The sequence below is a fragment of the Streptomyces sp. NPDC107471 genome, assembly GCF_055582845.1.
This window is the reverse complement of the sequence record NZ_JBVJPC010000020.1, coordinates 13,882-26,884: the sequence shown is the minus strand read 5'-3', so window position 1 is coordinate 26,884 and position 13,003 is coordinate 13,882. Positions and strand designations below refer to the sequence as shown.

Sequence of the window (13,003 nt, the reverse complement as noted above, 5' to 3'; positions counted from 1 at the left end):
GAAACATGTCGGGATCCCGTCGCCGTCCGATGCCCTCCTGCCGGGTTTCGCGACGGCGGCGGTGCGAGGACCGAAGCGGTTCCTACGATGACCGCATGTGTGCGTATGTGGTGCTCGCCGACGACGATCCCAAGCAGGCCGATCTCATCCGGCGCTATCTGGAGCGGGAAGGCCATGCGGTCGGCGTCGTCCACGACGGGCGGGCCGCCCTGGAGGAGGTCCGGCGGCGGATGCCCGACCTCCTGGTGCTGGACTGGATGATGCCGCGCACGGACGGACTGGACGTGTGCCGGGTGCTGCGGCGGGAGTCCACGGTGCCGATCCTGATGCTCACCGCGCGAGCGGAGGAGGACGACCTGCTGCTCGCCCTCGACCTCGGCGCCGACGACTACATGACCAAGCCGTTCAGCCCCCGCGAACTGGTCGCCCGTGTCCGCACCCTCCTCAGACGCGCCGGCCAGACCCCTGACCCCGGCACCGGAAGCCGCTCACGCGAGGAGCCCGTGCTGGCCGTGGGTTCACTCGTGGTCGATCCCGCCCGGTTCGAGGTGCGGGTGGACGGGCGGCTGACCGAGTGCACCCCCGGCGAGTTCCGGGTGCTGGAGACGCTGGCGTCGGCGCCCGGGCGGGTGTTCACCAGAAAACAGATCCTGGAGCAACTGCACGGCATCGACCGGTACGTCACGACCCGCACGGTCGACGGACACGTCATGAACCTGCGCCGCAAGATCGAACGCGACCCCACCCGGCCCGAGGTGCTGCTCACGGTCTACGGGGTCGGCTACAAGGTCGCCGAGGTCCGCTCCGCGGATGCCGCGACCGACGACGGAGGGGCTTCGCGTGCCAAGTGACCTGCCGCTGCGCGGGAGTCTGCGGTCGCGGCTGCTGGGGTTGTCCGCGCTGGTCTCGCTGTGCTCGATCGTCGCGACCGCCTGGCTGGTCGTCAGTCTCACCGCCGTAGCCATCGGCCGTGAGCGGGGACAGGTCCTCGCGGACGACGCCCGGATCTACGACACGCTCGTCGGGTTCGCGGCCACCCATCCGGACTGGCGGGGGGTGGGCCCGACGGTACGGGACCTGGCGCAGCGGACGGGCCGGCGGATCACCCTGACCGACGAAGGCCGCCGTCCGCTGGCGGACTCCGCGAGCGGGGACGGGAGTTCACGGAGGTCGCTGCCCGCCAGGGCGTCGGCGACGGTCGACGCCCTGGCGGTCGACACCGCCGTCACCCGCCGCCCCGACAGTGCCTTCGCCGACCGTGTCGACCCGCGCGCGGTCGGCCCCTTCCGTCTGAACAGCCGGGAGAGGGCCGAGCTGGAGGCGATGGCGTCCCGGGTCGCGCGGTGCATGCGGGGACCCGGTCCGTCGCAGGACGTCGAGGTGACACGGGCACCGAACGGGCGGCCGGAGGTCGAGGTCGACGGGCATGTCCTGGACTCGGGAGACCGCTGCGGGGTCGACGTGCTGCTGCGCCGCACCGGGACCGAGAACCGCGCGCTCGCTCAACTGGGCGCGCTCGTGGATGACTGCCTCGCCGGTCGCCACGCCCCGCCGGTACGCCTGGCCGACGACCTGAGCTGGGTCCCCTCCAGCGTTCGCGGCGCCCCCGACACCCGCGCGGTGACGGCCTGTCTCTCCACCGCCCGCCGTGAGCAGCTCGACCCGTACGTGGCGCCGCCCGCTCTGCTCTTCGCGACCGCCCCCGACCGGGACATCGCCACGTTCTTCGACCTTTCGGGCGGCAACCGTCTGCGGATCGCCGGAGTGACCGTCGCGGTCCTGCTGACGACCGTGACGGTCACGTTCGTCGCGGGCACGCGCATGGTGCGCCCGCTGCGCGCCCTGACCGGCGCGGCCCGGCGCATGGCGGACGGCGACCAGAGCGCGCGCGTAGAGGTGGTCGGCGACGACGAGTTCGGCAGACTCGCCGCGGCCTTCAACCTGATGGCGAGCAGACGACAGGAACTGGAGCAGTTGCGGCGGGCGTTGGTGAGTGACGTCGCCCATGAGCTGCGCGCCCCGGTCAGCAATGTGCGGGGGTGGCTGGAGGCCGTAGAGGACGGTGTCGTACCGGCCGACGAGAGCCTCGTGTCCTCCCTGCTGGAGGAGGCGGTGCTCCTCCAGCACATCATCGACGACCTGCGCGATCTGTCGGCGGCCGACGCCGGCGCGCTGGAGCTGCATCCGGAGGACGTCGACGCGGCCGCCCTGCTCGGCCAGGTCGTCCGCGCCCATCAGGGCGGCGCCGGGTCGGCGGGGGTGGAGCTGCGGACGCGGGCCGGGGAGGGGCTCGTGCTGTCCGCCGATCCGGTCCGGCTGCGGCAGGCGGTCGGCAACCTCGTCTCCAACGCCGTACGGCACACCCCGGCCGGTGGCGCCGTCACGCTGTCCGCGCACCCGGAGGGCGACGAGGTGGTGTTCCGCGTAGAGGACACCGGGTCCGGGATCAGTGGTGAGGACCTGCCGAAGGTCTTCGACCGGTTCTGGCGGGCGGAGAAGTCGCGGAGCCGGCAGAGCGGCGGAAGCGGTCTGGGCCTGTCCATCGTCCGCAAGCTCGCCGAGGCGCACGGCGGCAGCGTACGGGTGTCGAGCGAGGTCGGGACCGGATCGGTGTTCTCGCTGCGGCTGCCCCGCCGGGGGCCCGGGAGCTCCCCGGCGGGCACGGAGTCCGGCGCTCACACCGGGGACGCCGGTTCCGGGGGCCTCCGCCCGCCGTGACGGTCAGCCGGCGTGCTGCGCGGCCTCGTAGAGCGGGCGGGTGATGGCCGTGGTGAACTGCGGGCCGACGAGGTGACGGTCGCAGGTGGCGGTGTCCGCGTCGGCGCACACCTCGCCTTCGGGTGTGAGGAAGGCGCTGTGGGTGTTGGCCCCGACGACCGTGCCGAGGCCGGTCGCCGGATCGAAGCCGGCCATGCGGGGCCCGCCGCTGGCGCCACCGCCCATCACACAGGCGTTGCCCCACTCCCCCCGGGGTTCGGGGAAGTCGGGGGTGCCGGGGTCCTCGCGGGTCGGGCCCACGCAGTAGGCGAGCCGGGCGCCGGTGTACTCGGGCAGGCCCTCCCGCTCAGGATCGGACGTGGAGCGCGGGTAGCCGAACTCGTGGGCGCTCCGGTCGCCCGGCCGGTCGAAGGCGATGTGCTGGGCGGCACCGACCACGTCCTGCAGGCCACGGCCCCGGCTGTCGGTGTTGAGGACGACGAACGCCTGGTCGTAGCCGTCGAACCTGAGCGAGTCGATGGCGTCGTACCGCAGCCAGGTGGCGTCGGCCACGCCCAGCCTGCCGACGAACTTCCCGTAGGGGGCGCGGCCGTCGCGGTAACCGGGGACGAACATGACGTTCGTCGTCCACTGGTTGTCCTCGCCGAGGAGGTCCGAGCTGTTCACGCAGTGCCCGGCCGTCACGACGGTGCTGCGGTTGGCGCTCGTGACGACGGTGGCGGTGCAACTGGCGTCCTCCCCGTGGTCGGTGAAGAACAGCCTGCCCACGGTCCGGCTCAGGGTGTCGGCCCCGGTCCAGGGCGCCCCGTCCGGGCCGCTCTTCGGCGGACGGCCGGAGGACGGCTCGGTGAGGGCCGCGATGCGGTCGGCGGTCCAGTAGTTCAGCACGGCCCGCTGCTGGGCCGCGGTGACCGCCTGCGGGTGGACCGCTGTGCCGCCGCCGTGCGGCGCCGCTGCGGCGGGCGCCGACAGGGCGAGTCCCGCGGCCAGCGTCGCCGCTGTGAGTGCGAGCCCGCGCCGCAGGTTGCTGGGTGTCCGGTTCCGGAAGCCGTCGGTACGGCTGGTGTTCTTCGACATGGGCGGGAGCGTAGGGAGGCGGGGTCAGGAACCTGTCGGTGATCGGTGCGGGTCGTGTGATGCCCGCGCCTTCGCCCATCGGCGGGATGCGAAGTCCGAACGGACCCGCAAGGGATCCTGACCGCTTCCCGACACTCGGCCCGCACCATGGCTGCCCATGACCCACCCCATGATCCCCCGTCGCCGCCGCGTGCTCGGCGCGACCGTTCTCCTGTCGGGCACCCTCCTGCTCACCGGCTGCGGCGGTCCGGGCGGCGGGCCGTCGCGGCAGGACGTGGCGTCCCTGCAGAGCGACGCACCCACCGGAGCCGCGCGTACCAGCGCGGTGCCCGACACCGAGGACGGCCGTCCCCGACTGCGGCTGGACAGTTCGGACGCGGAACGCGACCAGTACTGGCACGTCTACGCCACCTGTCTGAAGGACCACGGCCACCGGATGCGCACACAGCGCGGCCCGGACTCCGTCGACGACACGGACAACAGCCCCACCGCCAAGGCGGCCACCAAGGCCTGCGCCGGCAAACTGCCCTTGCAGCCGCCCGAGTTGGAGCGGTCGACGAATCCGCACTACGACGACGACTACCGGGCCTACGTGAAGTGCCTGAACCGCAAGGGGCTCAAGGTCACCGCGCTGCCCGACAACTCGGGCTGGACGTACGACGGCGACACCACGATGAGCCAGGCCCGGCAGAACGAGGTCGACAAGAGCTGCACCATGGAGGCGTTCGGTGGCAAGGCACACTAAGGTCGCCGCCGCGCTGAGCGCTCTGCTGGCCGTCGGTGTCTCCGGTGCCGGGGCGGTCGTGTGGAGCGGGGCCCACTCGGGCGAGGACACCCGGACCGCGACACCTGTGGGGGTACGGACGGCCACGGTGACCAGGACCGACCTCTCCGACAGCCGCACGCTGCCGGGCACCCTCGGCTTCGGCAGGCCACACGTGTTGAAGGGGACCGGGCAGGGCGTGGTCACCGAGCTGCCGACGCCGGGCGCCCGTGCCGTTCGGGGAAAGGCCCTGTACCGGATCGACGACCGGCCCGTCCCCGTCTTCTTCGGCGACACACCGTTCTTCCGCCCGCTGACCAAGACGGGGGTGCGCGGCCACGACGTGAGCGTGCTCGGGGACAACCTGCGCGCGCTGGGCTACGACACCGGGGCCGGCGGCACCATGCGCAGCACCGGTGGCGGCTACGGCTACGGCTACGGCTACGGGGAGGAGTTCACCCCGGCGCTCGCCGCCGCCCTCAAGCGGTGGCAGCACGACACGGGCCAGGAGGCCACGGGCACCCTCGTGCCGGGCCGTGCCGTCGTCCTGCCCGGTGCGGTGCGGGTCGACAGCGTCGTGGCGCAGCCCGGCGACCCGGCCGACGCGCCGCTGCTCACGTACACCTCGGCCGCCAAGTCCGTCACCGTGCCGGTCGAGGCCACCGACGTGGGCACCGTCAAGGTCGGTGTGAAGGCGGACATCACGCTGCCCGACGGCAGGACGGTCCGTGGGACGGTCACCGCGCTCGGCCGCACCGTACAGGGCGGCGGTGCCCAGGACTCCGCGGCGCAGACCGGACCGGCCACCGTCGACGTGAGCGTCGTCCCGGACCGGGCCGCGGACGTGCACGCCCTGGACGCGGCGGCCGTGCAGGTCCGGTTCACCACGACCTCCCGCAGGGGAGTGCTCGCCGTCCCGGTGAGCGCGCTGCTCGCCCTGCGCGAGGGCGGATACGCCCTGCAACGCACCGACGGCACACTGGTCGCCGTGACGACCGGCATGTTCGCCGGCGGCCTCGTCGAGGTGAGCGGCCAGGGGCTGACGGAGGGCAGCAAGGTGGTGACGGCTTCGTGAGCGCCTCCTTCCCCTCTCCGCCCGCCTCGGGGCCGGTCCTCGTCCTGGAGGACGTCACCAAGTGCCACCCCGGCGGGGTCACCGCGCTGGACCGGGTGTCCCTGTGTGTCGAGGCGGGTGAACTCCTCGCCGTCGTCGGACCGTCCGGGTCCGGCAAGTCCACGCTGCTGCACATCATGGGCACCCTGGACCGGCCGACCACCGGCACCGTGCGGGTCGGCGGGCACGCCGTCGACACGCTGCCCGACCGTCATCTGTCCGCGCTGCGGGCCCGGTCGCTCGGCTTCGTCTTCCAGCACTTCCACCTCACCGACGGGCTGGACGCCACCGAGAACGTGGCCACCGGCCTGCTGTACGCCGGAGTCCCGCGCCGCGGACGCCGGCCGCTGGCTCGGGAGGCGCTGGACCGGGTGGGACTGGCGCACCGCCACGCGCACCTCCCCCAGCAGCTCTCCGGGGGCGAGCGCCAACGGGTCGCCATCGCGCGGGCCCTGGTCAACCGTCCCGCACTGGTCCTGGCGGACGAACCGACGGGTGCGCTCGACGCGGCCAACGGGGACGCCGTACTGGACCTGCTCGTCGAACTGAACGCGCAGGGCACGACCATCGCCGTCATCACCCACGACCGTGACATCGCCGCTCGCCTGCCCCGCAGGGTGGTACTGCGGGACGGCCGCATCACCGAAGACATCCGCGAGGTGAGCACCCTATGAAGCGCACGGCTACGGGGCACGGGCCGCGCCCGGTCCGGCTGGCGTTCTCCGACATCCTCCGGCTCGGCCTGCTCGGCATCACCACGCGTGGCCCGCGAGCCGCGCTGTCCGCGCTCGGCATCTCCATCGGCATCGCGACACTCGTCGTCGTGACCGCCGTTCCCGCCTCCAGCCAGCGAGCCCTGATGAACGAGCTCTCCGCGCTCGGCACGAACATGCTGCGCGTGGCACCGCAGGCGGACAGTGATCCCCCGGTGGTGCTGCCCTCCGACGCGGACGCCATGGCGGCCCGCATCGGCCCGGTCACGGGGACGAGCGCCGTGGCCAACACCCATGCGACAGTGCTGCGTTCGGACCACGCCGATCCCGCGGACGCGGCCGGCATCAGTGTCCTGGCCGCCCGCACGAACCTGCTCGGGGCGGTGCACGGGAAGGTCCGTTCCGGCGCGTTCCTCACGCCGACGACGGCCCGTTTCCCGACCGTGGTGCTGGGCTTCCGGGCCGCTTCCCGACTCGGTTTCGGCCAGGTGCGGGCCGGTCGGGAGGCCGGTCAGCTCTACGTCGGCGGGCACTGGTTCACCGTCGTCGGCATCCTCGACCCGCTGCCGCTCGCCCCCGATCTCGACTCCGCCGTCCTGGTCGGCTGGGGCGCGGCCCGTGACCGGCTCGGGTTCGACGGCCATCCGACCGTCGTCTACGTCACGGCCCGCGAGGCGCAGCTAGAGGAGGTGCGTGCCGTGCTGCCGGCCACGGTCCATCCGCAACTGCCGGGCCTGGTCCAGGTCAGCCGCCCCTCGGACGCGCTGGCCGCCAAGCGCGCCGCCGAACAGACGCTGTCGGTGCTGCTGTTGGGCCTCGCGGGGGTCGCCCTGCTCGTAGGAGGTGTGGGCGTGGCCAACACCATGGTCGTCTCCGTCCTGGAACGGCGGCGCGAGATCGGTCTGCGCCGGGCGCTGGGGGCGAGCCGCCGCCAGATCAGGGGGCAGTTCCTGGCGGAGTCGGTGGCGTTGTCCGCGCTGGGGGGCGGGGCCGGAACGGTGCTGGGGGCGCTGGGGGCTGCGGGGTACGCCCTGTCCCGGTCCTGGCCCGTGGTGTTCCCGCCGCTCGCCCTGGTCGCGGGCGTGCTGGGGGCGGTCGTGGTCGGGGTGATCGCCGGCGTGTATCCCGCCGTCCGTGCGTCCGGGCTGCCGCCGACGGAGGCGCTGGCCGCCGTCTGAACTACGCGCGTTCAGACCGAGTGAGGACTCACACCTGCACGGTCACACGTGTGCGCGCGGATCGTTCTCGTTCGAGATATGTTCCTTCATAGGATGTGTCGCTACGCAACGCGTCACCACGTATCGAGGAGCCAGCCTTGCCCGAGAACAACCAGAAACCGCTGACGACGGTTGCCGGCGCACCGGTTCCCGACAACCAGAACTCGCTGACGGCCGGCCCGCGGGGCCCGATGCTCCTCCAGGACGTGTGGTTCCTGGAGAAGCTGGCCCACTTCGACCGTGAGGTGATCCCGGAGCGCCGGATGCACGCCAAGGGCTCCGGCGCGTTCGGGACCTTCACGGTGACCCATGACATCACCCGCTACACGAGTGCGAGGATCTTCTCCGAGGTCGGCAAGCGGACTGCCCTGTTCGCCCGGTTCTCCACGGTCGCCGGTGAGCGCGGCGCCGCCGACGCCGAGCGTGACATCCGCGGCTTCGCCCTGAAGTTCTACACCGACGAGGGCAACTGGGACCTGGTCGGCAACAACACCCCGGTGTTCTTCTTCCGCGACCCGCTGAAGTTCCCCGACCTCAACCACGCCGTGAAGCGCGACCCGCGCACCAACCTGCGGGACCCGGAGAACAACTGGGACTTCTGGACGCGGCTTCCCGAGGCCCTGCACCAGATCACCATCGTCATGTCCGACCGCGGCATCCCCGCCTCCTACCGGCACATGCACGGTTTCGGCTCGCACACCTACAGCCTGGTCAACGCCGAGGGCGAGCGGTTCTGGGTCAAGTTCCACCACCGCACCCGGCAGGGCGTCAGGAACCTCACCGACGCCGAGGCCGGGGCCCTCATCGGCAAGGACCGCGAGTCCCACCAGCGCGACCTCTTCGACGCGATCGAGAACGGCGACTTCCCGAGGTGGAAGCTGTTCATCCAGGTCATGCCGGAGGCCGACGCCGAGACCTACCGCTTCCACCCCTTCGACCTCACCAAGGTCTGGTCGAAGAAGGACTACCCGCTGATCGAGGTCGGCGAGTGGGAACTCAACCGCAACCCCGACAACTACTTCGCGGACGTCGAGCAGGCCGCGTTCAGCCCCGCGAACGTGGTGCCGGGCATCGGCTTCTCCCCGGACCGCATGCTCCAGGGCCGGCTCTTCTCCTACGGCGACGCCCAGCGCTACCGCCTGGGTGTGAACCACCACCAGATCCCCGTCAACGCGCCGAGGAACCCGGTCAACTCCTACCACCGCGACGGCGCCATGCGCATCGACGGCAACCAGGGCGCCACTCCGGGCATCGAGCCCAACTCCTACGGCCGCTGGCAGGAGCAGCCCGCCTACCGCGAGCCGCGCCAGACGGTGGGCGCCGTCGCCGACCGCTTCGACTTCCGTACGGACGACGACAACTACTTCGAGCAGCCCGGTGACCTGTTCCGGCTGATGAGCCCCGAGCAGCGGCAGGTCCTCTTCGACAACACCGCGCGCGCCATCAGCGGTGCCTCCGAGCAGACCGTCGAACGGCACATCGCCAACTGCACCCAGGCCGACCCCGCCTACGGCGAAGGGGTCCGCAAGGCGATTGAGGCGATCGCGTAACCGGAGAGGCCGGACAGGAGCGGATACCCATGCGCAGTGGCGGTCTGACGCCCGAGCAGACACAGCGGGTCGTGGCCATCGCTCTGGACCTGGCCCGGGAGGGCCGTACCGAGCCGCTGCGGGAGTTCGCGGCGCACGGGCTCCCGGTGGACGTGTGCGACGCGGGCGGCAACAGTCTGCTGATGCTGGCCGCGTATCACGGCCACGCCGACACCGTACGGTCCCTGTTGCGGCTCGGCGCCGACCCTGACCTGCGCAACGCCCGGGACCAGTCCCCCGTCGCCGGCGCCCTGTTCAAGGGCGCCGACGACGTGGTGGCGGTGCTGCGGGAGGCCGGTGCGGACCTCGACTCGGGTACGCCCACGGGCCGGGCGGCCGCGGCCCTGTTCGGCCGCGCGCACCTCCTGGAGGGCTGAGCTCAGACGGCCGGCAGGGTCGGACGGTCGCCGTGGACCTCCCGGGCGACCGTCCGACCACTGTGCCGTGACCGCAGATGTGCGGGCAGGCTCAGGCGGTGAAGACGGTCCACGGCTCCTCGGTGCGGAAACCGGCCTGTTCGAAGAGCCCGAGGGCTTCGTCGCTGGAGTGCAGATACGCCGTGTGCGCCCCGGCCGCCCGGGCGTCCCGGAGCATCGCCTCGACGAGCGCCCGGCCGACCCCGCGCCGCCGGTGCTCGGGCAGGGTGCCGATGTTGGCAAGGCCGACGTGCCGCTCGGTGACGATCGCGAGCCCGGCCGCGACCGGTGTGCCGTCCGCTTCGCCGACGTAGGCCTTGACGAACGGCTGCCCCAGGACATGAGGCGTGTAGAGGCTGCTGATGACGAACGGCGGGGCGCCGAAGGCCGTACCGAGGACCTCGGCGAAGGTCTCGTGTTCGTCGTCCTCCAGTCGGCGCACGGTCACGGCGGCCGGGTGGAGTTCCGGCTCATGGCCCATCACGGCCGCACGCTCGTCCGTCAGCGAGAGCAGCATGAAAGGCTGAGGCGTCCGCGTGGTGAGGCCGTGCCGTTCGGCCAGATCGCTGATCTCCTCGCCCGCCTCGCCGCGCAGGCGGATGCTCCAGGGCAGATCCCGGACATGCGGCTCCGCCTTCTCGCAGAGCAGCTCGATCTCGTCCGCGTCCGGTATGTCGGAGACGCTCATGATGCTGTTCAGCAGCGGGATCATGGAGCCGGTGACGGCCAGCAGCGCACCGGCGGGGCCGCGCTCGTGGAAGCCGTCCGGAAGGCTGTCGACGAGGCGTTCGGTGGCCGTCTGGAATGCCTCGGCCGCCTCGTGCGCCGTATGTTGGTTGGTCATACGTGTGAGTATAGGCGCGACGTTCCAGGCACACTGAGGACACACCTGGCCTGAGGTAGGTGTGTCCTCTCCGCGTAGGTGACGGTCCGGGTCAGCCCGCGGGGCGGCGGTAGGCGCCGTACCACCAGGTCCGGGCGAGTTCGCGGGCGAGAGCGCTGTCGCCGCTGCCGTCGTCGACCGCGATGTGGTGGGCGATCGCCTGGGCGCCGCCCCAGACGATGACGCGGCTCGCGGCGGTGACGTCGAGCTCGGCCGGAGCCGCTCCGGCCGCCTGCTCCGAGCGCAGGGTCCGCCGCACGGCCTCGTCGAAGCCCTCCAGGTCGGCCGTGTAGAAGTCGCTCACAGCCGGGTCGTAGGCCGCCGCCTCACGGACCGCGGTGATCACGCCCTGGTGCGCGCGGTGGATCGTGATCACCTCCTCGAAGAACCGGGTGAACCGCTCGGCCCCGTCCTCCTCGGCGCCCGGGTCCCACTGCCGCGCCAACACCAGCAGGGATTCCCGCAGTTCGTCGGTGAGCCGGACCAGGACGTCCGACTTGCCGTCGAAGTGCGCGTAGAACGTGGCCCGGGACACCCCGGCCTCCTCCAGGATCCGCTGCACGCTGATCTCGGAGAAGGTCTCGCCGGAGACGAGCAGCCGCTCCAGGGTGCGCATCACCTGTGCCCGGGTCGCTGCCGAACGCGCGGCATGGTGATCCGCCTGGCGTCGGGTGACGGGTCTCATCGGGAGCTGCGGGCGATGTCCACGAGGAGGTCGGCGAGCTTGTCCGGCATGGAGAGCAGCGGGGTGTGGCCGCTGGGCAGGTGATGGGTGGTGCCGGTGCGCTGCGCGAACGGTTCCTGGTAGGCCGGCGGCAGGCTCTGGTCGTCGTCGCAGAGGACGTAGCTGGAGGGGACGGTCCGCCATGCGGCGCGGCTGACCGGCTCGGCGAAGGAGAGCGCGCTCTGGGGCAGCAGGCGGGCCAGGGCCGCGTCCCTCTTGTCGTCGGGCACGTCGTTGTAGAGCGTCGCCTCCGGGTTCTCGCGGACGGGGATGACGCCCTCCACCGTGGGGAGATCAGGCTGTTCGCCGAAGCACGTCATCAGGCTCTCCCCCACGTCGAGGGCGAAGGCGGACACGTACACGAGGTGGGCCACATCGGCCGCGCCCGCTGCCGCCTGGGTGACCGGGGCGCCGCCGTAGGAGTGCCCGACCACCACGAGGGGTGCCTCCGCGGCGTCGATCGCCTCGCGGACCACTCGCGCGTCGTCCATCAGCCCGGGGAGCTTTCCGTCCGCTCCCTCGGCAACGACGCTCGGCAGGTCGACGGTGTGGCTGGTCCAGCCGCGCTCGGTGAGGTGGTCCTGGAGTTCGCCCCAGCACCACGATCCGTGCCATGCCCCGTGGACCAGGAGGAAGTGCGGGGCGCGTGTGTCGTCGTGCAAGGTGGTTCCTTCGTAGGTCGTGCGCGGGTTCGGGGCCGTGCGGGGTCAGCCGAGCGCGGGCAGTGCGAGGACCCACAGGCGGTCGGCGGCGGCCGGGTCGACCGACCACTTCGCGACACCGGCCATCGGTTCGGGGCCTCCGTCGACCACCTCGGACTCCTGGTTGTCCTCGAAGTAGCGCCCGCTCACGCCGTCGAGGAGCGGTGACGCGGCCAGCAGCGCCGTGGTGGCGGCGCCCTGGGCCGGGTTCTTGTAGTAGTCCGGGGTGATCAGGTTGCCGTCCGCGTCCATGGCGCCGAGGGCCTGCATGGTCGCGGGTTCGAGGTGGCGCGTGAGGTTGGTGTGGATCCAGCCGGGCGCGCAGGCGTTGGCGGCAATGCCGTCCTCGGCCCACCGACGGCTGATCCCCACGGCGAGCAGCACGTCGGCGGTCTTGGACCGGGCGTAGGCGAGGAACGGGTCGTAGGGATGGTGCTCGAACTGGGGGTCGTCGAAGTCGAAGCCGGCCCGCAGTTGGGCGCCCGAGCTCACGACGGTGACGCGGGCCCGGTCCGCCGCCTTGAGTGCGGCGTGCAGGCCGACGGCGAGGGCGAAGTGGCCGAGGTAGTTGGTGGCGAGCTGCATCTCCCAGCCCTGCGCGTTGACCTGCCGGGTGGGGAGCATCATCACGCCGGCGTTGGCGACGAGGGCGTCGAGGGGCCCGCTCCAGTCGGCGCAGAAGGCGCTGACGGAGGCCAGGTCGGAGAGGTCGAGGGCGGCGGTACGTACGCCGGGCAGCTCCTTGGCCAGCGGTTCGGCGGCGGCGGGGCCACGGGTGGCCACCGTCACCTCGGCGCCCGCCCCCGCCAGTGCCCGGACCGTCTCGGCACCCAGGCCGGAGGCCCCACCGGTGACGATCATGCGCCGCCCGGTCAGATCGACTCCGTCGAGCACCTCCGCGGCGGTGGCACGCGGTCCGAACGGAGTGGTCGTCAAAGTCATACCTGTGCCGCCTTCGGGGGGTGGGTGTCTCGGTGCCGCAACCATACAACGTGTTCATACATACAGGTTGCCGCGCGACCGTCGAAGGCGAGAAACATGTGACCAGGAGTCTCCGTCCGTCACGGCAGTCACCACCGAGGAGTTGG

13 protein-coding genes are annotated in these 13,003 nt (G+C 72.1%); 8 read left to right on the top strand and 5 right to left on the bottom strand.

The genetic code is table 11. The features are described from left to right. Positions 1-95 precede the first annotated feature (95 nt). Both ACZ66S_RS39545 and ACZ66S_RS39540 read left to right on the top strand, forming a co-directional pair. Positions 96-851 carry a response regulator transcription factor gene (locus ACZ66S_RS39545; protein WP_469906424.1) on the top strand — a complete coding sequence of 252 codons (756 nt, stop codon included), beginning with the start codon at positions 96-98 and terminating at the stop codon, positions 849-851. Further along, positions 841-2,718 (top strand): sensor histidine kinase, encoded by a 1,878-nt coding sequence (locus tag ACZ66S_RS39540; RefSeq protein ID WP_469906423.1) that lies wholly within the window; start codon positions 841-843, stop codon positions 2,716-2,718. Before ACZ66S_RS39545 ends, ACZ66S_RS39540 begins: the two co-directional genes overlap by 11 nt. Positions 2,719-2,721: 3 nt before the next feature. Here the strand turns inward: ACZ66S_RS39540 and ACZ66S_RS39535 are convergent, their stop codons facing one another. Then, entirely contained in the window at positions 2,722-3,795 is a 1,074-nt protein-coding gene (locus ACZ66S_RS39535; RefSeq protein ID WP_469906422.1) for a trypsin-like serine peptidase, read from the bottom strand. 157 nt (positions 3,796-3,952) lie between these two features. On the opposite strand from ACZ66S_RS39535, the gene ACZ66S_RS39530 reads away from it, so the two are divergent. The 6 genes from ACZ66S_RS39530 to ACZ66S_RS39505 all read left to right on the top strand — a co-directional run bounded on the left by ACZ66S_RS39530 (position 3,953) and on the right by ACZ66S_RS39505 (position 9,568). Beyond that, positions 3,953-4,540 (top strand): hypothetical protein, encoded by a 588-nt coding sequence (locus ACZ66S_RS39530; protein WP_469906421.1) that lies wholly within the window; start codon positions 3,953-3,955, stop codon positions 4,538-4,540. Continuing rightward, complete coding sequence (locus ACZ66S_RS39525) at positions 4,524-5,633, top strand: efflux RND transporter periplasmic adaptor subunit (protein WP_469906420.1); 1,110 nt, start codon at positions 4,524-4,526, stop codon at positions 5,631-5,633. The genes ACZ66S_RS39530 and ACZ66S_RS39525 overlap by 17 nt, the downstream gene beginning before the upstream one ends. After that, positions 5,630-6,346 (top strand): ABC transporter ATP-binding protein, encoded by a 717-nt coding sequence (locus ACZ66S_RS39520; RefSeq protein ID WP_469906419.1) that lies wholly within the window; start codon positions 5,630-5,632, stop codon positions 6,344-6,346. The genes ACZ66S_RS39525 and ACZ66S_RS39520 overlap by 4 nt, the downstream gene beginning before the upstream one ends. After that, entirely contained in the window at positions 6,343-7,563 is a 1,221-nt protein-coding gene (locus ACZ66S_RS39515; protein WP_469906418.1) for an ABC transporter permease, read from the top strand. The genes ACZ66S_RS39520 and ACZ66S_RS39515 overlap by 4 nt, the downstream gene beginning before the upstream one ends. 137 nt (positions 7,564-7,700) lie before the next feature. Next, positions 7,701-9,152: a catalase gene (locus ACZ66S_RS39510; protein WP_469906417.1), complete on the top strand. Its 1,452-nt coding sequence runs from the start codon at positions 7,701-7,703 to the stop codon at positions 9,150-9,152. A gap of 29 nt (positions 9,153-9,181) precedes the next feature. Continuing rightward, entirely contained in the window at positions 9,182-9,568 is a 387-nt protein-coding gene (locus tag ACZ66S_RS39505) for an ankyrin repeat domain-containing protein (protein ID WP_469906416.1), read from the top strand. A gap of 91 nt (positions 9,569-9,659) precedes the next feature. On the opposite strand, the gene ACZ66S_RS39500 is transcribed toward ACZ66S_RS39505, so the two are convergent. From ACZ66S_RS39500 to ACZ66S_RS39485, 4 genes are all read right to left on the bottom strand, one after another. Further along, positions 9,660-10,451: a GNAT family N-acetyltransferase gene (locus ACZ66S_RS39500; RefSeq protein WP_469906415.1), complete on the bottom strand. Its 792-nt coding sequence runs from the start codon at positions 10,449-10,451 to the stop codon at positions 9,660-9,662. A 91-nt stretch (positions 10,452-10,542) separates the two neighbouring features. Then, complete coding sequence (locus ACZ66S_RS39495) at positions 10,543-11,106, bottom strand: TetR/AcrR family transcriptional regulator (RefSeq protein ID WP_469906414.1); 564 nt, start codon at positions 11,104-11,106, stop codon at positions 10,543-10,545. Positions 11,107-11,171: 65 nt separating this feature from the next. After that, complete coding sequence (locus ACZ66S_RS39490; protein ID WP_469906413.1) at positions 11,172-11,876, bottom strand: alpha/beta fold hydrolase; 705 nt, start codon at positions 11,874-11,876, stop codon at positions 11,172-11,174. A gap of 45 nt (positions 11,877-11,921) precedes the next feature. Then, a complete protein-coding gene (locus ACZ66S_RS39485) occupies positions 11,922-12,857 on the bottom strand; it encodes an SDR family NAD(P)-dependent oxidoreductase (RefSeq protein WP_469906412.1) in 936 nt (311 codons plus the stop codon). Positions 12,858-13,003 lie beyond the last annotated feature (146 nt).